This is a genomic window from Mesorhizobium sp. B2-6-2, assembly GCF_006440615.1.
Classification (GTDB): Bacteria; Pseudomonadota; Alphaproteobacteria; order Rhizobiales; family Rhizobiaceae; genus Mesorhizobium.
The window spans coordinates 151,190-173,926 of the sequence record NZ_VFUG01000008.1; the positions used below are offsets into that span (position 1 = coordinate 151,190).

19 protein-coding genes and 1 pseudogene are annotated in these 22,737 nt (G+C 59.4%); 1 reads left to right on the forward strand and 19 read right to left on the reverse strand.

The window, feature by feature from the left end; genetic code table 11:
* Nucleotides 1-163: 163 nt before the first annotated feature.
* Together FJ419_RS18035 and FJ419_RS18040 are read right to left on the reverse strand one after the other, a co-directional pair.
* Complete coding sequence (locus FJ419_RS18035) at nucleotides 164-1,126, reverse strand: hypothetical protein (protein WP_140696209.1); 963 nt, start codon at nucleotides 1,124-1,126, stop codon at nucleotides 164-166.
* 349 nt (nucleotides 1,127-1,475) lie between these two features.
* Nucleotides 1,476-2,477, reverse strand: a complete 1,002-nt coding sequence (locus tag FJ419_RS18040; protein ID WP_181170740.1) for a hypothetical protein — start codon at nucleotides 2,475-2,477, stop codon at nucleotides 1,476-1,478.
* A 566-nt stretch (nucleotides 2,478-3,043) separates the two neighbouring features.
* On the opposite strand from FJ419_RS18040, the gene FJ419_RS18045 reads away from it, so the two are divergent.
* Nucleotides 3,044-4,540, forward strand: coding sequence for a polymerase (locus FJ419_RS18045; protein WP_140696218.1), 1,497 nt, complete (start codon nucleotides 3,044-3,046; stop codon nucleotides 4,538-4,540).
* Nucleotides 4,541-4,786: 246 nt separating this feature from the next.
* Here FJ419_RS18045 and FJ419_RS18050 read toward each other — a convergent pair whose 3' ends face one another.
* The 17 genes and pseudogenes from FJ419_RS18050 to FJ419_RS18125 form a co-directional block, all read right to left on the reverse strand.
* Nucleotides 4,787-6,289, reverse strand: coding sequence for a hypothetical protein (locus FJ419_RS18050; RefSeq protein WP_246679238.1), 1,503 nt, complete (start codon nucleotides 6,287-6,289; stop codon nucleotides 4,787-4,789).
* Between the two features lie 184 nt (nucleotides 6,290-6,473).
* On the reverse strand, nucleotides 6,474-7,394 hold the full coding sequence (locus tag FJ419_RS18055; protein WP_140696221.1) for a glycosyltransferase family A protein: 921 nt from the start codon (nucleotides 7,392-7,394) through the stop codon (nucleotides 6,474-6,476).
* Nucleotides 7,395-7,844: 450 nt separating this feature from the next.
* The gene (gene glpK / locus FJ419_RS18060; RefSeq protein ID WP_140696224.1) at nucleotides 7,845-9,338 is read right to left on the reverse strand and encodes a glycerol kinase GlpK; all 1,494 of its coding nucleotides are present in this window, start codon (nucleotides 9,336-9,338) and stop codon (nucleotides 7,845-7,847) included.
* A 90-nt stretch (nucleotides 9,339-9,428) separates the two neighbouring features.
* The gene (locus tag FJ419_RS18065) at nucleotides 9,429-11,159 is read right to left on the reverse strand and encodes an ABC transporter substrate-binding protein (protein WP_140696227.1); all 1,731 of its coding nucleotides are present in this window, start codon (nucleotides 11,157-11,159) and stop codon (nucleotides 9,429-9,431) included.
* Nucleotides 11,160-11,235: 76 nt separating this feature from the next.
* Nucleotides 11,236-11,523 carry a DUF2160 domain-containing protein gene (locus FJ419_RS18070; RefSeq protein ID WP_140672830.1) on the reverse strand — a complete coding sequence of 96 codons (288 nt, stop codon included), beginning with the start codon at nucleotides 11,521-11,523 and terminating at the stop codon, nucleotides 11,236-11,238.
* A gap of 3 nt (nucleotides 11,524-11,526) precedes the next feature.
* A complete protein-coding gene (locus FJ419_RS18075; protein WP_140696230.1) occupies nucleotides 11,527-12,435 on the reverse strand; it encodes a carbohydrate ABC transporter permease in 909 nt (302 codons plus the stop codon).
* A 3-nt stretch (nucleotides 12,436-12,438) separates the two neighbouring features.
* Nucleotides 12,439-13,305: a sugar ABC transporter permease gene (locus tag FJ419_RS18080; RefSeq protein ID WP_140696233.1), complete on the reverse strand. Its 867-nt coding sequence runs from the start codon at nucleotides 13,303-13,305 to the stop codon at nucleotides 12,439-12,441.
* Nucleotides 13,306-14,373: an ABC transporter ATP-binding protein gene (locus tag FJ419_RS18085; RefSeq protein ID WP_140627778.1), complete on the reverse strand. Its 1,068-nt coding sequence runs from the start codon at nucleotides 14,371-14,373 to the stop codon at nucleotides 13,306-13,308.
* Nucleotides 14,374-14,383: 10 nt separating this feature from the next.
* Nucleotides 14,384-15,463, reverse strand: coding sequence for an ABC transporter ATP-binding protein (locus FJ419_RS18090; RefSeq protein ID WP_140627777.1), 1,080 nt, complete (start codon nucleotides 15,461-15,463; stop codon nucleotides 14,384-14,386).
* 39 nt (nucleotides 15,464-15,502) lie between these two features.
* A complete protein-coding gene (gene glpD, locus FJ419_RS18095; protein WP_140696236.1) occupies nucleotides 15,503-17,029 on the reverse strand; it encodes a glycerol-3-phosphate dehydrogenase in 1,527 nt (508 codons plus the stop codon).
* 127 nt (nucleotides 17,030-17,156) lie between these two features.
* Entirely contained in the window at nucleotides 17,157-17,924 is a 768-nt protein-coding gene (locus FJ419_RS18100) for a DeoR/GlpR family DNA-binding transcription regulator (RefSeq protein ID WP_140545843.1), read from the reverse strand.
* 151 nt (nucleotides 17,925-18,075) lie between these two features.
* On the reverse strand, nucleotides 18,076-18,210 hold the full coding sequence (locus FJ419_RS31445) for a hypothetical protein (protein ID WP_281405825.1): 135 nt from the start codon (nucleotides 18,208-18,210) through the stop codon (nucleotides 18,076-18,078).
* Between the two features lie 58 nt (nucleotides 18,211-18,268).
* Nucleotides 18,269-19,000, reverse strand: a complete 732-nt coding sequence (locus tag FJ419_RS18105) for a peptidase (RefSeq protein WP_140696239.1) — start codon at nucleotides 18,998-19,000, stop codon at nucleotides 18,269-18,271.
* 32 nt (nucleotides 19,001-19,032) lie between these two features.
* Nucleotides 19,033-19,827: a transglutaminase family protein gene (locus FJ419_RS18110; protein ID WP_140696242.1), complete on the reverse strand. Its 795-nt coding sequence runs from the start codon at nucleotides 19,825-19,827 to the stop codon at nucleotides 19,033-19,035.
* A 20-nt stretch (nucleotides 19,828-19,847) separates the two neighbouring features.
* Nucleotides 19,848-20,789 (reverse strand): alpha-E domain-containing protein, encoded by a 942-nt coding sequence (locus tag FJ419_RS18115; RefSeq protein ID WP_140696245.1) that lies wholly within the window; start codon nucleotides 20,787-20,789, stop codon nucleotides 19,848-19,850.
* 63 nt (nucleotides 20,790-20,852) lie between these two features.
* Nucleotides 20,853-21,169 (reverse strand): annotated as a pseudogene (locus tag FJ419_RS18120) (four helix bundle protein).
* A 103-nt stretch (nucleotides 21,170-21,272) separates the two neighbouring features.
* On the reverse strand, nucleotides 21,273-22,685 hold the full coding sequence (locus tag FJ419_RS18125) for a circularly permuted type 2 ATP-grasp protein (RefSeq protein ID WP_181170741.1): 1,413 nt from the start codon (nucleotides 22,683-22,685) through the stop codon (nucleotides 21,273-21,275).
* Nucleotides 22,686-22,737 lie beyond the last annotated feature (52 nt).

Sequence of the window (22,737 nt, forward strand, 5' to 3'; positions counted from 1 at the left end):
GTTGACTGAGCCCGTGCCTCGAGAGGCACGGGTTTTCTCTTTTGCCGTGGAATGGATTTGCCCTTCGCCGCCTTTTAGCCCCAAACGCTGAGAGGCCTTTTTGCAATGGCTCCTGGTGGCCGAATGGTGACTAAGATTCCCTTGGCAGATCGCGCACATACGTTCACGGACGCGCCGCGTCGTCGACCCTTTCCAGCCAGGACTCCCGCCAAAACGGATAGATGCCACGGGGACAGAACCAACGGCCGCACACGCTGAGTTCACCCGAGCAGTAGACGTCATCAAGAATAACGCAATCCCTCGGGATCTTTAACATGCGGCCGTCTTTTTCGTCGATGATGCGCCGCACACCGGTCTTGACCCTGTAGGTTCGTCCGCAGTGAGGAAGCATCTCCCGGTCAAAAGAAAGGCCGCGGCTCTCGCCACGATCATCGAGCGTTGCTGCGATTTCCGTAGGGGTCAGCACTCGGACGAGTTCCCCTGCCTGCAGGTTGAGTGCCTTGTCCATGCTTGCGGGTTCGCCCGGCCCCTGGAGTGGCAGCGTCTTGATCAGCCCCGTGTAGAACGCAAAGTCCATCACGAATGCCCTTGCAAGCAGCACCGCGAACCTGAGCGGACGGAAGTTGCCATTCGTCAGTTCGCGCCAGTATTGGCTCAGGTTCCGACGCTTCAGCGGCTCGGAGGCCTTGAGCGCGTCAGTGGCCTGGCACCGCCAGAAATCCGCACCATTCTCGTGCGCCGCTTTTGCCGGCCGCGTTGCCGCTTCCGCTATACGCTCGAGTTCCGTGCTGCCTGCGCTACCGGTGTTAATTGCGGGTGCGGCGTTGTTGTCCACCCGACGCAGCCATTCATCCTTCCAGTAGATGCGGCAACCCGCCTGGCATCCGCCATGGCGGGATCCGTCGCAACGGAGATCCTCGAGGTACACGGTGCTATGCATGCGTCGACCGCCTGAGTGATCGACCATATTGCATGCTTTGTCGACGCGCCGCGACACTGTGAAGCGCTTTCCCAGATGGGCAATCATCTCGGGCATGAAAACCATCCCGTTCAAGGTGCCGTCCTTGTCGAGCGTCGCCTGAATCTCTTCCGCAGACAGCACTTCAACTACGTCGCCTTGACGCAAGGGATGTCCATTTGGGGGACGTTCAGGGCGCATGCTTTCATTCCCCTTGTGTTCTGTTGTTCGGATCGCTCTAGCGTATATGGTCCGATCGACCTGGGTAACTGACCATACACTAGGCAACGAGAGCCGAGCCTTAGCCAAAAAGCGAAAATAGGCGGCTCCGTTAGTGGTAATATCGATATGCTTCGAGATGCTGCCGTGAAATGCATCCCAATTTGCTGGCTTTTCGGTCTCTGATCGAAAGCGTGGCGACCACTCGGCGCGGTCAACGCTGGAGGACACAACCACCTTATAGCGGCGCGGTAGCGAGCTCCGAACACTGCATGTGATCAGGTTTGGACGCCACGGATTAGTTCGCCGGATGTACGACGGTCCCGTCGTCCCAAAAATTGTCCAGCCATAGATTGCCCGTGTTGGTGGCGTTGAAGTTTGTTACCGGCCCGTAAGCGCCACATTTTTTGTTGGCTCCTCGCATTAAAATATTGTTTTTGTAGATAACATTGTAAGAGTGAGGAAATTTGGAATTCTTTTTCTCACCTCCATAGGTACAATACGAAAGATAAGTATTCGCGCCAAAGAAATTGTTCTCTATAAGAGCGCCTTTTATCGCGTCGAAGTTGGGGATCAAGTTAACATCGCCAGTGCACCCTCCGCCAACTGAGTTCACTGGGTGATCACATATTATATAGTTGTGCCGAAGCGTAATATTTCGGCCTCCATCGCTCAGGAATCCTCCAAGGTGCCAATCCTGGCCTTCGGGCATGTATTGACCATGAAGATACGAATCCTGCACCAAACAAGACGAACTCGTCTCATCGCACTGAACTGACGTTACTCCACCGTGGATGTTCGACCGGAGCACCTGCAGATTTCCCCACCCAACAGCAGACTGCTGAATGGTTCCGGCGTCAACCTCGGAGTCAAACATTGAAAATGACCACAGCTTAGAGCCTGGTCGATCAGTATCAAGAATAACCTGACCGTTAATTTTGCTATTTTTGATAATGACATTTGAAGCCTGAATGCTCAGGCTGCAATTAACAGTTTTGCCATTGACAACAAAGTTATTTTCAGTAATGACGCACTCGTCTTTGTAATCTGTCAATATCGTCCCAGGGGGGACGCCGGTGTTTGTCGCGTCAGGCCAAGCGCTCCTGCTACGAACAGGAGCCTCGGCGCTAGCGATAAGGAGGCCGTTTTTTGAACTCGCGGCATGCCGGGCCGCAAAGAAGGCGGCCGCCGAGCGTGCCGACACGACGGCGGTGTCGCTCCGGAGCGTCGCGGCATTGGCCGGGAGGCCGACGATAGCAAACACTCCGGCCAAAAGCAGACTGAGCCTTGCTGGATGCATGTCCTCTCCTGTGCCTTTCGGAACTCCTGAACGCTTGTTCTCCGTCACTCGAGGCACCCCAAACGTCCGCCTCGGCCGTCGCAAAGCGGTAATAAGTTCGATAGCGGCCACTAAGGGTCGCTTTCCGGTTTGCGTGTCGAAGCATCGATCCAGACCCGCGCGACTGCCTATCGACCATTCTGAAAAACTCCTACTCCCTTCGCTTTAGGTTGAAAGGAACGAAGCACCAATCGCGTCAGCACCTCATCCAATTGGTAGCTCCGCCAAGAGCGTGTTTCCGGTCACACTCGTTGCAGAACAAAGTCTTTCGGAAAGAGGCGGGGATTTGGTCAACTTCGGGTTTATTCGCCGCACTGCGCCTGACGCCCTGCTCCTCCTTGCGACGGTCGTCCCTTTCCCGCACATCCGAATGCCACGGAGATCCAAGCCATTGCTGGCGTCGTTGCTCTGATGAGACCCGGGCTCTCTTTACCGCTATCCGCCGAAAGGATGCGCTGCGCGTCTAGTCAAGTCCTGCCCGCAGCAGGTCGACTTACCCGCACGGGCAAGTCGGAACGTCGCACCCTATGACAAAGAGTCCGCAGAGCAGCAGCACGAAGATTCGGAAACTATCCCCGACCGCGGCTGCGCTGAGCCACATTCAGAGGGCACACAGCCAAGCGAATGAATATGAAGGCGCGCTCATCTTGACGGAGGCTCGTCCCCGTTGGTCGTCCCTCCAAACGGCTGAGGGACCGCCATCAAATTGGGACGGTCGGGCCGACCCCGACGACGCCAGTGACCGCGAGCCGCCAGCGAAGAAGAAAAACAACCCTTGGCCGGTGCGCATCTTTCTGATCTCGTTGGTATTTCCTTGGGATTTCCATCTCGGACCGATGCGACTGTCGGCCTATCGCTTCGTGCTGTTGGCATTGCTGGGCTCCTGCCTGGTCCTGTTGATCGCCGGGAAAGTTGGCAAAGTCAGATTTGCCGATCTCGCGGTGCTTCTGTTTGCTCTGTGGTCGGCACTCAGCCTCATCGTTGACAACGGGTTCGCGACAGCTATGCAGCCAGCCGGAATTCAAGTTGTCGAAACATTCGGCGCCTACCTGCTCGCTCGCTGCTGGATACGCGATTTTGACGACCTGCAAAAAGCGGTCCGTCTGCTGTTTTGGATTGTTGTGATCTTGATGCCCTTTGCCGTAGTCGAATGTTTTGGTGGCGGCAACGTTCTGCGCACCGCCATGGGGGTAATTTGGCCCACGGCAATTTTTGCGCCAGAGCATCGGCTTGGGCTAACTCGCGTAATGTCGGTGTTCGAGCACCCAATCTTGTTTGGGCTTAGCACAGGTAGTATCTTGGCACTTAACTATTTTGTCGGAGATTACAACGAAAGATTGATGAAACGCTATTTAAAATCGGCAGTTATATTAGGAACGGCATCGTTGTCTCTATCAACTGGCCCTATTTTCTCCACTATTCTACAGATTATTCTGATAAGTTGGAACACAGTATTGTACAGAATTAGATATAGGTGGAAGATATTTATAGCTATTTTAATTTTACTCTTGATACCGCTTGAACTACTTGCCAACAGGTCACCTCTGTCCATAATGACGCAAATGGTCGTGATCGACCCACAGACTTATTGGTATCGGAGGTTGATCTGGGACTATGGTTCGGCAACCGCGCTGAACCATCCTCTTTTCGGGATTGGCCTTGGCGACTGGGAGCGCCCTGCCTGGATGCCCAACGACACAATCGACAACTTCTGGCTCGTGGAAGCAATTCGCTACGGTCTACCCGCTCCGATACTGCTGCTATCAGCAGGGATTTCGATCAGCCTGGCGATGGCTGGCAAACGAAATTTCGAGAAAAGGCTCGACGACGTCCGCACTGGTTACATCATAACGATGGTCTTCTTTTTCCAGATCGGCTGGACGGTGCACTTCTGGAGCAGCACGTACGTCCTTGCTCTGTTTCTGCTGGGAAGCGGAGTGTGGCTTCTTGATGCGCCCCCCGGCGGTTCAGAGAAGACAGTTGCCAAGGCTGGCCCACCCGGGTGGCGTGTGCCGCCCCCATGATTGGCGTCGGGCATCTTCACACTGAGACACTGCATTGACCAAACAGCCAGGTATTCTGGCACGCTGTCCTATGGCAATTCCAGGAAAAGTGTGAGCGGTTAGCCGTCAGGAATTGTGTTGAAACAAAGAGCTAGCGGTTCGCCATTTCCGTGAAACGGTGATACGCTCTGGAAGCAATTCATGCTCCGGACGGTCAGCAACTCTTGAGACGATGGTCCGATCTAGACTGCTCACAATAGACGCAAGCTAGTTTAAAATTCTTTCTGCCTTGCTGTATAAATTAACCAATTTAGCCGAACCCAATTGACGCAACTTTCTCAGTGCTCGCACCGGGTTAATGATCGCAGCTCGCGCTCGATGATAACCGTCCCGCCAATTGCCGTAGCAATTTATGGGAAATTCGAGCAGTTCGGGCCATTCTACCTTCAGCGCACCGACTAGCATGGAGTTGTTTCTGCGCAACGACGGATGCAGGGACATCATCGCGCTATATGTCGAGCGAGATATAAGCGGATTGATTTCGACGTGCCTTAGATGCGCATAGGATTCTGCAAAGCCCCAGGAACTCATGCGCAGTTCCACATACGCAAGATCAAGTATCAGAAGACTATCCAAACCCTGCAGGGGCTCGAGCCAGGCCTCAACCGCCGGCAGAAGGCGGGGATGCTGGGGTAGTTTGAGCCTTGCAATCAGGCCACTGGCATCGAGCTTTGTCTGATCACCCGAGTTCAACCAGAGAAATCCACGGCCGACTTCACCGCCTAAACCTCCGACAAATATCATGTCCTCGAGAGGTGTCATGCTGGGATGCATTTTCATATTCATGCCAGTGACGCAATGGCTCGCCTTCCTCTGCCATGTCTGCACCTGCGCGTCATTGGCCTCGACATAGGGCAGTATCTGATGCTTCAAACCGAAGCGTCGTGACAACTCGCGCGCCCTCAAAACATCTAACTCGGCTCCCGGCGCGTCCACCGTGATGAAGCTGACATCGCTGAGGAACTTTCTTGCGCACGCCAATACCAGCCTTGTATCCAGTCCGGCGGTAAGACCCAGACGTGCCTGAGCGGCCTTGGAGAGCACTCCTATGACGCGACTTGTGTGTTCCAGAATTGTCCCGATCGACCTAACGGGGTCAAACTCCGGCGTAAGTGGCTCGGTCGGCCAATGCCTAGTGCATTTCCAGCTGTCAAAATCGAGATAGTGGTTGCAAATCAAGCGCTTAACGCCGTCATGAGCTGTAAGGCCCGCAGGAAACCAGCCATCTCTGTCAACTCGAAGGGCGGCATAAAAGGCATGGTCAAGGCGTTCATCGTACTCCTTTTCCGATGCCAGAACCAACAACGTGGTTGCCGCCGCCACCTGATTGGCCGCCTCGTATACGACTGACAATGTACCATTTGCATCGAGGTACAATCTCCGTGCCTGCGGCAAGTCCAAAACGAAGACAAAGCTGCCGGCCAACCTATAGATTTCTCTCTCAATGCAAGCGTCCAGCGCCGGTCCAGCGCCAGCAGCGCATTTTAGCTCGTAACGACCATCGAGTATCCTATTCCCGTCGAGGTCGATCGGGGTTCCGAGCAGACAGCCAATGAGTTGATCGTCGCTGTCAAAAACCTTGGTCAAACGAAGCCGAGGAAAGATATCAATCGAAAGCGCATTAATCTGAACCCGCTTGGAGCCCGGCACCGCCGGAATGTGCCCCTTGGACACAACGAACTGACCTTCCAATTCGGCTTCGGAAATCAATTTGCTACCTGTCTATGGGTTAAGACCGGCTAGGGCCGCTGTTGAATCATGCTTGGGGATTGAAGAGGCACAAATAGCCCTATTGGGTATTTTTGATAGTTCGATTGGTCGAACCTCCGGAAAGCTCCCCGCGTCTTACTTCCGTTGGCAAACGAGCCTGTCATCTTGAGCAGTCCAGGCCTCGTCACCTCGTTGCGGTCTGACGCGCCTGGTTCGTCCGCCCGAACAGCCTGTGTCGGGCGCTTGCGACTTTAACGCGCCCATCCCAAACTATCTGTTTGATCCAGAAGCGGCGGAGAGCCGCCTCGCATTTGCGCTTCTGTTCAGTCGAAAGATTGGCTGACAAAGCGATATCCAACAGATCTTTGTGCATGCGAGAGGGCGAAGTCCTGAGTTCTTCACTCCGGACCGGATCGAGACGCCTCAGGAAAGCGGCAATGTCGCGACCGACAACCGATTTCTGCGTCCGGTTCGTCAACCTTTCGGCAAGGTGAATTATTGGCCCACGAAGTGCCAATTCCGCGCAGAACAGCCAGTCCGCCCGTTCGGATCGCCGCAACAGCTGGGTTTCCATAAGCTGCGAACGTCGAAACACGCCATAGATTGGGTCATACTTCGCGTCGCCCGCATGGTAAAACCATAACATCCGCTCGAATCGCCGAGATGGTTCTGGCGACGATGGGAACTCACCAGGAAAGTCCTCCCACCTTCCCGTATTTCCGTCGTACAACGTCACACCTGTTGTGACGCCGATCGCGTCGGGTCTCGCCTCAAGGGCTTGGACACACCTCGACAAGCACGTGGGCTCGAGCCAGTCGTCGGCGCTTATCCACCGGAAGTACGTGCCGCGCGACAAGCGCAGAACGCGGTTCATATTTTGGTGCAATCCGATGTTCGAGGGATTGATGCTTAGATTGATACGTCGGTCGGCGCGTGAAAAGGCCATCAGCGCTTCAACATCTCTCGCGTCGGACGCATTGTCGGAAATAATCAGCTCGAAGTCTTCAAAATCCTGAGCCAAGATTGATTGGATACACTTTTCGACCCAGCCTCTGCCATTGCGGACGGCGAGACCAATTGACAACTTTGGAACGCTTTCGTTCAATTGACTCTCCCAAGAACAGCAGACGTGTCTGTAAGTCGAATAGCCGGTGCGGACCGCAGCTTGGTGAAGGCATCCACCGAAAGATGTCCCTGTCTATCCTGCCACCATGGCGCCACGCCGAAATCCGCAGGCTCGAGCAGACGCCAACTTACCTTCGCGGAGCTGATTTCTCATGAAAGCAACAACGGACACTGGCGTGCTCCCGCACCGAGCGTTGGAAATTCGCTAGCTTATGCTTATCAAGCTGCGTTTGTATCGCCGGCATCCTGTGCGGCTCTCGCATCAATAGGTGGTAGAGGCTAGCCGATCGAATAAATCACGCCTGCCGACTCCCCTGGCCGCTTTCACGGCCGGCGCGCTGAATACCGTCGCCAAAAACCAAACGAGCTGTGCCAGTACGGGATGCTGGTCAAATGTCTCGTTTCCAAGGCCGGTTTTGTCGGCGCGATCTCAGTTCGCGCTCAGCGTCCGCCGCACCGCGTCGCGCCATCCGGCCAGTTTCGCACCGCGCGTTGCCGCGTCCATCTCCGGCTTGAAGCGCCGCTCCAGCGCCCAGCTCTTGGCGAATTCTTTCGCTTTTGGCCAGACGCCGGCCTTTGACCCGGCAAGCCAGGCCGCGCCCAGCGCCGTCGTCTCCAGGATCGTCGGACGGTCGACCGGTGCGTCGAGAATGTCGGCGAGCCTCTGCATGGTCCAGTCGGAGGCCACCATGCCGCCGTCGACGCGAAGCACCGTCTTGGCCGAAGCGCCTTTCCAGTCCTTGCGCATCGCGTCGAGTAGGTCGCGCGTCTGGAAGGCGACCGATTCGAGTGCCGCGCGGGCGAACTCGGCCGGGCCCGAATTGCGCGTCAACCCGAAGATCGCTCCGCGCGCATCCGCGTCCCAATGCGGCGCACCGAGGCCGACGAAGGCTGGCACCAGATAGACCTGCTGCGCAGGGTCAGCGGCCGCAGCCAATACTCCGCTTTGCTCGGCCTTGCCGATCACCTTGATGCCGTCGCGCAGCCACTGCACGGCGGCGCCCGCGATGAAGATCGAGCCTTCCAGCGCGTAGGTTGTCTTGCCGTTCAAACGGTAGGCGATCGTGGTCAGAAGCCGGTTCTTCGAACGCACCAGATCGGCGCCGGTGTTGAGCAGCGCGAAGCAGCCGGTGCCATAGGTGGATTTCATCATGCCGGGCTCGAAACAGGCCTGGCCGATGGTCGCCGCATGCTGGTCGCCGGCCACCCCGAGGATCCGCATCCCGGCTCCGAAAAGGCTCTTCTCGGTGACGCCGAAATCATCGGCGCAGTCCTTCACCTCAGGCAGGATCGCGGCCGGGATCTTCAGGACCGAGAGCAGCTCGTCGTCCCAGACATTCTTCTCGATGTTGTAGACCAGCGTGCGCGAAGCATTTGTCGCGTCGGTGGCGTGCACTTGGCCGCCGGTCAGCCGCCAGATGAGAAAACTGTCGATGGTGCCGGCAAGCAGTTCGCCCTTCTCGGCGCGCTTCCTGGCACCCTTCACCTTGTCCAGCATCCAGGCGATCTTGGTGCCGGAGAAATAGGGGTCGAGCAGCAGGCCGGTCTTCTTCGTGAATGTCTTCTCCAGCCCCTGCTTCTTCAGCTTCTGGCACAGCGGCGCGGTGCGCCTGTCCTGCCAGACGATCGCGTTATGGATCGGCTTGCCTGTCGCCTTGTCCCAGATCACGACCGTCTCGCGCTGGTTGGTGATGCCTATCGCGGCCACATCCGATGCCGCTCGGCCGGCGGCCTTCAAAGCCGCTTTCACCGTGGCGAGAACGCTTGCCCAGATATCTTCCGGATCATGCTCGACCCAGCCGGAAGCCGGATAATGCTGCGTGAATTCCTGCTGGCTGCTGCCGGCGACTTTCATCTTGTCGTCGAACAGGATCGCCCGGGTCGACGTCGTTCCCTGGTCGATCGCCAGCACAAAACCGCTCATTCCATCCCTCCACTTCTCATGCAACAGGGGAGACGGCCAAGCCGCCTCCCCTGCACTTCCTACATGGGCAAACGCGCTCGCGTCACGCAGTTACTGCTGCTGCCAGCTCTTCACCAGTTCGTCGTAGTTGATGGTGACCGGCTTTTCCTTCTCGTTCTCGATCTTCAACTGAGGAGCGAGATTGCCTTTCTTGACCGCGTCGGCGTTCCAGTAGGCAAGATCGTGCTCTTCGGCCATCTTCGGGCCGATGTCGCCCTGGACGCCCGACTTCTCGATGCGGCTCATGACCTTTTCCTGCTCGGCGCAGAGCGAGTCCATTGCTTCCTGGGCCGACTTGGCGCCGGACGAGGCATCGCCGATGGCTTGCCACCAGAGCTGCGCCAGCTTCGGATAGTCAGGCACGTTGGTGCCGGTCGGCGACCACTGGACGCGGGCCGGCGAGCGATAGAACTCGATCAGACCGCCGAGCTTCGGAGCGCGCTCGGTGAAGCTCTTGTCGTGGATCGTGCTCTCGCGGATGAAGGTCAAGCCGACATGGCTCTTCTTCACGTCGACCGTCTTCGAGGTGACGAACTGCGCGTAGAGCCAGGCGGCCTTGGCGCGATCGTCAGGCGTCGACTTCATCAGTGTCCAGGAACCCACGTCCTGGTAACCGAGCTTCATGCCGTCCTTCCAGTAGACGCCGTGCGGCGACGGCGCCATGCGCCACTTCGGCGTGCCGTCGTCGTTCAGCACCGCCTTGGCGCCGGCGTCGACCATCGAAGCGGTGAAGGCGGTGTACCAGAAGATCTGCTGCGCGACCCCGCCCTGCGCCGGCACTGGGCCGGATTCGGAGAAGGTCATGCCCTGGGCTTCCGCCGGAGCGTAGGCCTTCAGCCAGTCGAGATATTTCTGGATCGAGTAGACCGCCGCCGGGCCGTTGGTATCGCCGCCACGCGCGGTGCAGGAGCCGACGGGACGCGAATGCTCGTCGACCTTGATGCCCCATTCGTCAACCGGCAGGCCATTCGGCAGGCCCTTGTCGCCATTGCCGGCCATGGACAGCCAGGCGTCCGTGAACCGCCAGCCGAGCGACGGGTCCTTCTTGCCGTAGTCCATGTGGCCGTAGACCTTCTTGCCGTCGATCTCGCGGCCGGTGAAGAACTGGGCGATGTCCTCATAAGCCGACCAGTTGACGGGAACGCCGAGGTCGTAGCCGTATTTGGCTTTGAAGTCGGCCTTGTTCTTCTCGTCGTTGAACCAGTCGTAGCGGAACCAATAGAGGTTCGCGAACTGCTGGTCGGGGAGCTGATAGAGCTTCTTGTCGGGCGCCGTCGTGAACGACGTGCCGATGAAGTCCTTCAGGTCGAGGTTCGGATTGGTGACGTCCTTGCCCTCGTTCGCCATCCAGTCGGTCAGGTTGCGCACCTGCTGGTAGCGCCAGTGCGTGCCGATCAGGTCGGAGTCGTTGACCCAGCCGTCATAGAGGTTCTGGCCGGTCTGCATCTGGGTCTGGATCTTCTCGACGACGTCGCCTTCCTGGATGACGTCATGTGTGACCTTGATGCCGGTGATGGCGGAGAAGGCCGGTGCCAGCACCTGTGACTCGTATTGGTGCGTGGCGATGGTTTCCGAAACGACCTTGATGTCCATGCCGGCGAACGGCTTGGCTGCGTCGATGAACCACTGCATTTCCTTTTCCTGGTCGGCGCGTGAAAGCGTCGACAGGTCGCCTATCTCCTTGTCGAGAAAGGCTTTTGCCTCGTCCATACCGGCATAGGCATGGCCCGCTCCGAGCAATAGAGCAAGGGCTGTCGTCGATGTTAGAAATTGCCGTCGCATGTGTCTCCTCCAGTCTTAAGTTGCAAGTGCGATCCGGGGCGGCCGCCAGCACGCGGCCGACCCGGCTATTCCCCCTCTATACGTATCGGAACACGCCAACGGCGTAGACCACGGAGAGAGCGAGAGCCCACCACAGGTTGGGTCCAACCAGACCCAGCCAAGCGAGATGGATGAATGCGCTGCCAAGCAGCGACAGGAACAAACGATCGCCGCGCGTCGTCTCGAAGCGCAGCACCCCGACGCGCGGATGACCGCCGGGCGAGGCATATTCCCAGACGCCCATGCCAAAGAGCATCAGCGCAATAACGATGAAGAAGGCGGCCGTCGGCCACGTCCACGCCATCCAGGAGAAGTCGAGGTTCATCGCTTAGACCCTCCCCAGGGCAAAGCCCTTGGCGATATAATTTCGCACGAACCAGATGACCAAGGCGCCGGGGATCAGCGTCAGCACGCCGGCGGCGGCGAGCAGGCCCCAATCCATTCCGGCGGCAGAGACCGTGCGGGTCATGGTGGCGGCGATCGGCTTGGCGTCCGTCGTGGTCAGCGTGCGCGCGATCAAGAGCTCCACCCACGAGAACATGAAGCAGAAGAAGCAGGCGACGCCGATGCCGCTCGCGATCAGCGGCATGAAAATCTTCAGAAAGAAGCGCGGGAAGGAATAGCCGTCGATATAGGCGGTCTCGTCGATCTCCTTCGGCACGCCGGACATGAAGCCTTCGAGGATCCATACCGCCAGCGGCACGTTGAACAGGCAGTGCGCCAGCGCCACGGCAATATGGGTGTCGATCAGGCCGAACGCTGAATAGAGCTGGAAGAACGGCAGCGCGAACACCGCCGGCGGCGCCATGCGGTTGGTCAAAAGCCAGAAGAACAAATGCTTGTCGCCGAGGAAGCGGTAACGCGAGAAGGCGTAGGCCGCCGGCAGCGCCACCGCCACCGATATCACCATGTTCATCACCACATAGGTGATCGAATTGATGTAGCCCGAATACCAGGACGGGTCGGTGAAGATGGTGCGATAGTTCGCCAGTGTCGGATTATGCGGGAACAGCGTCAGCGACGACACGATCTCGGCATTGGTCTTGAAGCTCATGTTGATGAGCCAGTAGATCGGCAGCAGGATAACGATGATGTAGACCGTCGGCACGATCCACCACCAGCGCGATTCCTCGCCGCGGCGGCGCATCAGCTTCGCCACCTCGTCCTGCGACAGCGCGCTGCCCACTTCGGTGACTGCCGTCTCGCTCACGCGCGTGGTCTCGTTGGCGCCCGCCATCTGTTAGCGCTCCGCATCGTAATTGGTCATCACGGTGTAGAACACCCATGACAACAACAGGATAATCAGGAAGTAGACCAGCGACATCGCCGCCGCCGGACCGAGGTCGAACTGGCCGAGCGCCGTCTTGACCAGGTCAATCGACAGAAAGGTGGTCGAATTGCCGGGACCGCCGCCGGTGACGACGAAGGGCTCGGTATAGATCATGAAACTGTCCATGAAGCGCAACAGCACGGCGATCAGCAACACGCGCTGCATCTTGGGCAGCTGGATGTAGCGGAACACAGCCCAGCGTGAGGCGCCGTCGATCTTGGCAGCCTGGTAGAAGGCATCGGGAATCGAGACCAGGCCAGCATAGCAAAGCAGCACGACCAGGCTGGTCCAGTGCCAGACATCCATGATGATGACGGTGACCCAGGCATCGATCGGATCCTGGACGTAGTTGTAGTCGATGCCGAGCGCATTGATGTAATAGCCGAGCAGGCCGATGTCGTTGCGGCCGAACACCTGCCAGATCGTGCCCACGACATTCCACGGAATGAGCAGCGGCAGCGCCATCAGCACCAGGCAGACCGGCACGCCCCAGCCCTTCTTCGGCATGTTGAGCGCGATGAAGATGCCGAGCGGCACCTCGATCGCCAGGATGATGAAGGAGAAGACCAGGTTGCTCACCATCGCTTCCCAGAAGCGGTCGGAGTGCAGCAGTTCCTCGAACCATTCGGTGCCGGCCCAGAAGAAGACGTTGTTGCCGAACGTGTCCTGCACCGAATAGTTGACGACCGTCATCAGCGGGATGACGGCCGAGAACGCCACCAGCACCAGCACCGGCAGGACAAGGAACCAGGCCTTGTTGTTCCAGGTCTTGTCCATCTATGCCCCCATCTCGACGCGCCAGGAATCGGCATAGATGTTGATGCCGGCCGGATCGAAGCGGACTTTCGGTTCGGCCGGCACCTCGTCGTCCTCGCCGATCACCGCGGCGATCTCCCTGCCCTCGAGGTTGGCGCGCACGACCTTGTGGCGGCCGACGTCCTCGACTTTGCTGACCTGCACCGCCATGCCCTCGCGGCCGAGCCGCACATATTCGGGACGGATGCCGAGCTCGACGGCGCCGGCTTCGGCCTTGGGCACGCCGGGTAACTCGATGCGCTGGGCACCGAGCTTCGCCGTCCTGCCTTCCAGCGCAACCGGCAGCACGTTCATGCCCGGCGAGCCGATGAAATAGCCGACGAAGGTGTGGCGCGGCCGCTCGAAAAGTTCGGCAGGCGTGCCGATCTGCACGATCTCGCCGTCATACATGACCACGACGCGGTCGGCGAAAGTCAGCGCTTCGGTCTGGTCATGCGTGACATAGACCATGGTGTAGCCGAAGCGGCGGTGCAGTTGCTTCAACTGCGAGCGCAGCACCCACTTCATATGCGGGTCGATGACCGTCAGCGGCTCGTCGAACAGGATGGCATTGACGTCGGAGCGAACCAGGCCGCGTCCAAGCGAGATCTTCTGCTTCTGGTCCGCGGTGAGCCGGCGCGCCTTCCTGTTCGCCATCGAAGCGAGATCGATCATGTCAAGCGTCTCGCGCACCTTGCGGTCGACATCGGCTTCCGGCACGCGCCGGTTGCGCAGGGGGAAAGCCAGATTGTCGTAGACGGTCATGGTGTCGTAAATGACCGGGAACTGGAACACCTGCGCGATATTGCGCTCCTGCGTCGACAGCCTGGTCACGTCCCGGCCATTGAACAGCAACTTGCCGTGCGAGGGGTGCAGCAGTCCCGAAATGATATTGAGCAAGGTGGTCTTGCCGCAGCCCGAAGGCCCGAGCAGCGCGTAGGCGCCGCCATCCTCGAAAGTGTGGTGCACTTCCTTCAGAGCGAAGTCGGAATCCTTCTGCGGGTTGGGCAGGTAGGAATGACGGATGTGGTTGACCTCGATGCGCGCCATCGTTTTCTCCTCAGGCCGCCAGCTTCGACGCCGTCACGGCGCGGCCGTTATGGTCGAATACCATGATGTGGCGCGGGTCGATGAACACCTCGACCTCGTCGTCCGTCTCGAAATCGAGAATGCCATGCGCAAGCATCACCCAGCGCGCATCGGCGAAATCGAGATGGACGAAGCTTTCCGAGCCGGTGATCTCCGTGATGGTGACCTTGGCCCGCACCGGCACGGCGCCGGCGTTCGGCCGCTCCAGCGACAAATGATGCGGCTGGAAGCCGATCGTGTAGCTGGCGTCCGCAATGCCGGCGAGTTCCGTCGGCACCGGCAGCTTGACGCCGCCTTCGAGCAGGAAATCCGACCCCTTCTTGGAGAGCACGATGGTGTTGAGCGGCGGATCGGCGAAGGTCCGCGCCGTCACCAGGTCGACGGGCTTGCGGAACACTTCGACCGTCGGGCCAAATTGCGTGACGCGGCCTTCCGAAAGCGTTGCCGTGTTGCCGCCGAGCAAAAGGGCCTCGTGCGGCTCGGTCGTGGCATAAACGAAGATCGTGCCGGCCGCCGCGAAGATCTTCGGCAATTCGGCGCGCAATTCCTCGCGCAGCTTGTAGTCGAGATTGGCCAAAGGCTCGTCGAGCAACACCAGGCTGGCATTCTTGACGATGGCGCGGGCAAGCGCGGTGCGTTGCTGCTGGCCGCCGGACAGGCTGAGCGGCGTGCGGTCGAGATAAGGCGTGAGCTTCAAGAGCGCCGCCGCGTTGCGCACCTCCTTGTCGATCTTCGCCTGCTCGACGCCGGCCACCCGCAGCGGCGAGGCGATGTTCTCGTAGACAGTCATCGCCGGGTAGTTGATGAACTGCTGGTAGACCATGGCGACGTTGCGCTTCTGCACCTTCTGTCCGGTGACGTCCTTGCCGTCGAACCAGACCGAGCCGGAAGTCGGCGCGTCGAGGCCAGCCATCAGCCGCATCAGGCTGGTCTTGCCGGAGAGCGTCGGCCCAAGCAGGACGTTCAGCGAGCCGTGCTGAAGCGTCAGCGACACGTCGCGGATATGCTCCTGCGCGCCGACGGTCTTCGTCACGTTCCTCAATTCCAGCATCACGCCTCCTCCCAGGCCTTGCGCATCAGCGGCCGATCCTCATTCCGCCGCCGCGACATGACGGCCGCTCAGTCCGCGCATGAATTCTTCCAATGCCGCCGTCTGCTCGCGGCTGAAATGCAGTCCGCGCTTGGTGCGGCGCCACAACACGTCCTCGGCGGTGACCGCCCATTCGTTTTCGGCCAGATAGCGAACTTCCGCCTCAAAAAGATCGGCGCCGAAATTGCGGCCGAGATCGGCATTCGACTTGGCGAGCCCGAGCAGCCTTTCCGCCCGCGTGCCGTAAAGCCGGGTGAAGCGGCGCGCCAGCCGCTGGTCAAGGAACGGATAGGCGCTCTTCAGCCTGGCAACCTGGGCATCGAAGCCGGTCGCGGCGAAATCGCCGCCGGGCAGCGGCGCATCATGCGTCCACGGCCTGCCGCGCTTGCCGAGAAAACCTTCGATCTTCTCCAACATCGATTCCGCCAGCCGGCGGAAGGTGGTGATCTTGCCGCCGAAGGCGTTGAGCAAGGGGGCAGCACCCTCCCCGCCATCCGCCTTCAGCACATAATCGCGCGTTGCTTCCTGCGCCTTCGAGGCGCCGTCGTCATAGAGCGGGCGCACCGCCGAATAGGTCCAGACGATATCGGAGCGCTTCACCGGCTGCGCGAAATATTCGCTTGCCGCGGCGCACAGATAGTCGATCTCGGTGTCGGAGATCTTCACCTCATGCGGATCGCCCGGATAGTCGCGATCGGTGGTGCCGATCAGCGTGAATTCTTCCTCGTAAGGAATGGCGAAGATGATGCGGCCGTCCTTGTTCTGGAAGAAATAGGCGCGCGGGTCGTCGAACTTCTTGTTGATGACGATGTGGCTGCCCTGCACGAGGCGGACATTGTGGACGTCGTTCTGGCCGACCGCGGTCGAGAGCACGTGATCGACCCAGGGGCCGGCGGCGTTGACGAGAAGCCGCGCGCGAACCTCTTCGGTTTCACCGGTAAGCACATTCTGCACCTTCACGGTCCAAAGCGCACCGTCGCGCCGCGCGCTGACGACTTTTGTGCGGGTGCGGATAATGGCACCCCGGTTGGCGGCGTCACGCGCGTTCAGCGCCACCAGGCGCGCGTCGTTGACCCAACCGTCCGAATACTCGAAAGCCTTGCGGAACAATGGCTTGAGCGGCTTGCCTGCCGGATCGCGGGCCATGTCCAGCGTCTTCGTCGCTGGCAGCAGCTTGCGCCCGCCGATATGATCGTAAAGGAACAGTCCCAGCCGGATCAGCCAGGCGGGCCTGAGACCCTTGGCATAGGGCAGCACGAAGCGCATCGGCCAGATGATGTGCGGCGCGTTCTTCCACAGAACCTCGCGCTCCATCAGCGCTTCGCGCACCAGCCGGAACTCGTAGAATTCGAGATAACGCAGCCCGCCATGGATGAGCTTGGTCGAGCCGGAGGAAGTCCCGCTGGCGAGATCGTTCATTTCGGCAAGGTAAACTGAAAATCCGCGGCCAACGGCATCGCGGGCTATGCCGCAGCCGTTGATGCCGCCGCCGATGACGAAAATGTCATGGATCGGAGATGCGTCCAAAGAATCCTCCAACGATTTCGCATTGCACCATTTTTGTGTTTTACGAAACCGTGACGGAATTATTTCGAACTCAAAGCGAATGTCAAACGAAATATCGCAGTCGGTTGAGCAAGCCGTCGAGGCGTGCCTATTCGAACGCTGTCTCGATCAGCCGGACTTCGGTTTCCTCGCAAATCCTGCGAATCGACGGGATCTCGCAACGATCGGTGATGAAGGTATTCACCTGCGAAAGATGGCCAATCCGGACCGGCGCGGTGCGTTCGAATTTCGTCCGGTCGGAAACCAGAATGACGTGGCGAGCATTTGCGATGATAGCCTGCGCAACCTTCACCTCGCGGAAATCGAAGTCGAGCAACGCGCCGTCATGATCGATCGCCGAGGCGCCGATGACGGCGTAATCGACCTTGAACTGGCGGATGAAATCGACGGCTGCCTCGCCGACAATGCCACCGTCGGAACCGCGCACAACGCCGCCGGCGATCACCACCTCGATCGTGGGGTAGATGCGCATCCTATTGGCAACATTGATATTATTGGTGATGACCATAAGCCCGTTATGGTCGAGCAGCGCCTTGCTGACGGCCTCGGTGGTGGTGCCGATATTGATGAACAGCGAGGCATTGTCGGGAATCAGCCGCGCCGCCGCGCTGCCGATCGCCTCCTTCTCGTCGGCGGCAATCTTGCGGCGTGCCTCGTACTCCATGTTCTCGATGCCGGACGGGAACAGCGCACCGCCATGGATACGGGTCAGCAGGCGCTGATCGCACAGATCGTTGAGGTCCTTGCGGATGGTCTGCGGCGTCACGTTGAAATGCGTCGCCAGGTCATCGACCAGGACCCGGCCATGGTCTTTCGCCCTCTGGATGATCTCGGCATGGCGTGGCGAAAGAAACATTGCGCGTCCTCCATTTTCGTTTTTTCCGTCTATATCGGAAAACGAAAGCGAAGAAAAGGTATAAGCCGGCTAACGAAAATCACCTGATTGCAAAAGGCAAACCAGTGCGGAACAGATCTGCCGCCTCAGGATAAGCGCCGTGCAATCTCGGTTATGCCGTCGAACGCCGCGTCAACATCTGCGGCGCGATCGCCGTCCGCACCGGACCGTCTCGCAGACTGGCGCGATAGTCGGCGTCCCAGTCGGCGGCGCGCCTCGACCAATCGCGGAATTCGTCGCTGTCCATATTTTCCCTCCCAGCGGCCGGCGAAGATACCGGCCGGTCGAACCGCTCTCGGAAAGCCCTATCCTGGAAAGTCCGGCAGATTTGAAAAAGCGATTTTCAACGCGTTGGACCAGCCGTCCGATATGGTGCGGTAGTAAGGATCATCATGGCCGATCCGTCGGTTTAGCCCCACCCTGAGCGCATCCTGTTCCAGGAACAGCAGATCGAGCGGCAGCCCGACCGAGAGGTTGGATTTCAGCGTCGAGTCGAACGACACCAGAAGCAGCTTCACCGTTTCGGCCAGGCTCATTGCCCGATCATAGGCACGGATGATGATCGGCTTGCCGTATTTCGTCTCGCCGATCTGGAAGAAAGGCGTGTCGTCGGTCGACTCGATGAAATTGCCTTCCGGATAGATCATGAACAGTCTGGGCGGGCTGCCCTTGATCTGGCCGCCGAGGATGAAGGAGGCATTGAAGTAGGAATCCGCCTTGTCGCCGTTGAGCGAGGCATGCTCTATCACTTCCTTCACTGCATCGCCGACCAGCCGCACCGTCTGGTACATGGAGGGAGTTTCGAGCAGCTTCGGATGACGGTCGCCGACCGCCTTGTTACGCTCGTCGAGCAGGCTGACAACCGCCTGCGTCGTGGCAAGGTTGCCCGCCGACATCAGCACGATGACGCGCTCGCCGGGCTGTTCCCACACATGCATCTTCTTGAAGGTCGAGATCGAATCCATGCCGGCATTGGTGCGCGTGTCCGACATGAACACGAGCCCGCTATCGATCTTGAGGCCGACGCAATAGGTCATGATTGCTCTTTTGCTAGCGATTCCGGCGCAGATTACTGCTCTACCGTGACGGTGACGGCAAGCTTCTCTTGCGCCTGCCCCAGCAGTATCCCCGACACCGGCGAGGCATCGCGATAGTCACGCCCCGTCGCCACCCGCACATAGCGTTCGTCGGGAGAGATACCGTTCGCCGGGTCGAAGGCAACCCATCCGAGCCCCACGACATAGGCCTCGGCCCAGGCATGGCTTGCCGCCTGCTCGACGGCCGCATCCATCATCAGATAGCCGCTGACATAGCGTGCGGGAAAGCCGAGGGCGACGGCGGTGGCGATGAAGATGTGGCTGTGGTCCTGGCAGACGCCGGACTTCAACGCCAGCGCTTCCTCCGCCGGCGTCACGACGCTGGTCGCGCCCGGCCTGTAGGCAACGCGTTCGCCGATAGCGCCCATCAGCCGGTGCAGTCGCTCGATCTCGGTGCCCTGGCCCAGCGTGCCGGCCAGTTCGCGTATGCCCTCGCCGGCGGCGGTGAGTTGCGTCTGCTGTGCGAATAGCCAGAGCGGCGCAAAGCCCTGATGCGGACCCGTCACGCCCGCCGTGTCATGCGTGGTTACGTCTCCGGCTGCCTCGACGGTGATCGAATTCTGGCCGCTCTCGGCGCTCACCAGCCGCGTCTCGTTGCCGAAATGATCGGTGAAGCGCACCTCCTCGCGCGCGCCTTCGACCTTGATCGCCCAGGAGCCGATGGTCTGCGTGCGTCCGCTGGAAGGCCAAAGGCGCAGCCGCTGCAGCAGATACTGCACCGGCTGATCGTAGCGGTACTCGGTACGATGGGTGATCTTGAGCCGCATAACGCTCGCCTCGGCTGTGCTCAATAGAACCGGTAGTCCTGGGCAATCTCGTCGCCCAGCCTGGTGTTGTCGCGAATGAACTCGGCCAGGAACTCGTGCAGGCCATGATCAAATATGTCCTTGATCGACCCCCTCTTGAGCAGCGACTGGATCTTCTCGGCCGTGCCATGGCAGGCATGGCGTTCACCGTAATCGTCGGCGAGGAATTTCAAATGCTCGCCGAGGAAGCGGTAGCAGAAAGTCAGCGAGCGCGGCATGCGCACGTTGAGGATCAGATAGTCGGCGATATTCGTCGGCTTGTAGTCGGCTTCATAAACCCAGCGATAGGAGCGATGCGCCGACACCGAGCGCAGGATCGATTCCCACTGGTAGTTGTCGAGCGTCGAGCCGACCCAGGACAGCGACGGCAGCAGCACATAATATTTCACGTCGAGAATGCGCGCCGTGTTGTCGGCACGTTCGACATAGGTGCCGAGCTGCGAGAAATCGAAAATCTCGTTGCGCAGCATGGTGCCGTAGAACGAACCGCGGATCAGCGCCGTCTCGCGCTTGATTGCATCGAGCACCGTTGGCAGGTCGCGTTCGTCGATCGGCCTTGCCAGCATGCGCTTCAGCGACATCCAGGCTTCGTTGATGCTTTCCCAGGTCTCGCGGGTCAGCGCCGTGCGCACCATGCGCGCATTGTTGCGCGCCGTCTCGATCGACGACATCGTGCTCGACGGGTTCGAGGTGTCGCGCAGCAGGAAGTCCGAGACGTTGGCGGCGGTATAGTCCTGGTACTTCTGGCTGAAGGCGATGTCCGAGCCGGCGCTGAGCAGGACCGAGTTCCATTCCTCCGAAGCGCTCTGCGTGCGCGTCAGCGCCATGCGCAATCCCGCATCGACCAGGCGCGCCATGTTTTCGGCTCGCTCGATATAGCGGTTCATCCAATAGAGACCGTTTGCGGTGCGGCCCAAAAGCATATCAGCTTGCTCCGGTGTCGAGCGAATAGCGACTAGCGAGTAGCGAATAGAGAGAAAAAGACTTCATGACTTTTGCTGCAGGCTCCGGATCATCGAACGTAGCATCTTTCCTATTTCGTCAGTTTGGCCAAGCAAGCTGGCGACCTTCGCTTCGACCATCAGCCCAACCTCTCCGCACAGGATGAGATGTGTCTCCAACTCTTTCAGAGAGCCCTGCGCTCTACCCGAAGAAATTGAATGAAAGCTCCCGTATTTTCTCTTCCGTGACCTTCCGCAACGTTCGCTGCTATGGAAGCCGCCGAGCGTCGTATCTGAGAGGTCATTCCATACGCTTCGCTGTTCGGAAAACCTTTCGTGGCCGAATAGCAATCCACGGCCAACCTCAAAGCCGCCTTCCAAACAATCAGATCTCTGTAGGAATTGATTGCCGTCGTATCCCCCTCTTTTTCTCTACTCGCTATTCGCTACTCTCTATTCGCTCTTTCAATCATCCAGCACCCACGTATCTTTCGTCCCGCCCCCCTGCGAGGAATTGACCACCAAGGACCCCTCCTTGAGCGCGACGCGCGTCAGGCCGCCCGGCACGATCTGGATGCGGTCGGATACGAGCACGTAAGGCCTGAGATCGACATGGCGTGGCGACAAGCCCTTTTCGGTCAGGATCGGGCAGGTCGAGAGCGCCAGCGTCGGCTGGGCGATATAGTTCGAGGGCTTCGCCTGCAGTTTCTTGGCGAACGCCTCACATTCCTTCTTGGTCGCCGCCGGGCCGACCAGCATGCCGTAGCCGCCGGAGCCGTGCACTTCCTTGATGACGAGCTCGTGGATGTGCTCGAGCACGTATTTCAAGCTGTCGGCTTCCGAGCAGCGCCAGGTCGGGATGTTGCCGAGGATCGCCTTGCGGCCGGTGTAGAACTCGACGATCTCCGGCATGTAGGAATAGATCGCCTTGTCGTCGGCGATGCCGGTTCCCGGCGCGTTGGCGATGGTGATGTTGCCGGCGCGGTAGACATCCATGATGCCGGGCACGCCGAGCGCGGAATCCGGCCGGAAGGTCAGCGGATCGAGGAAGTTGTCGTCGACGCGCCGGTAGAGCACGTCGATCTGCTTGTAGCCTTCGGTCGTGCGCATCGCCACATGGCCGTCGACGACGCGCAGGTCCTGCCCTTCGACGAGTTGCACGCCCATCTGGTCGGCAAGGAACGCATGCTCGAAATAGGCAGAGTTGTACGAACCCGGCGTCAGCACCGCGATGGTCGGCGCGCCCTTGCTGCTTTGCGGCCGCACCGCGGCCAGCGACTGGCGCAGGAGTTGCGGGTAGTTCTCGACCGGCCGCACCTTGATCTTCTGGAACAGCTCCGGAAAGAGCTGCATCATCGTCTCGCGGTTCTCCAGCATGTAGGAGACGCCGGACGGCGTGCGGGCATTGTCCTCCAGCACGTAGAACTCGTTCTCAGAGATGCGGACGATGTCGACGCCGATAATGTGGGTGTAGACGCCGGCCGGCGGCCTGACCCCGATCATCTCGGGCAGGAAGGCCTCGTTCTTCGCGACAAGCTCCCTCGGCACGCGCCCGGCGCGCAGGATCTCCTGGCGGTGGTAGATATCGTCGAGAAAGGCGTTCAGCGCTTGCACGCGCTGCTCGATGCCCTGCGTCAGACGGCGCCATTCCTGGCCGGAGAGGATGCGCGGGACGATGTCGAAAGGGATCAGCCGCTCGGAAGCTTCCTGCTCGCCATAGACGGCAAAGGTGATGCCGGTCTTGCGGAAGACGCGCTCGGCGTCCTGCATCTTCTGGGTAAGCCTGGCTGGGTCCTGCTCCTCCAGCCAGCGATCGTAAGCCTCATAAGGTCTTCTCAATCCGGAAACTTCCGGAAGCATTTCGTCGAACGCTGCCAATCGCGTACTCCCCTCTGAGGCCATTTCACTGGCCCCGCCGGAGAAAATCAAG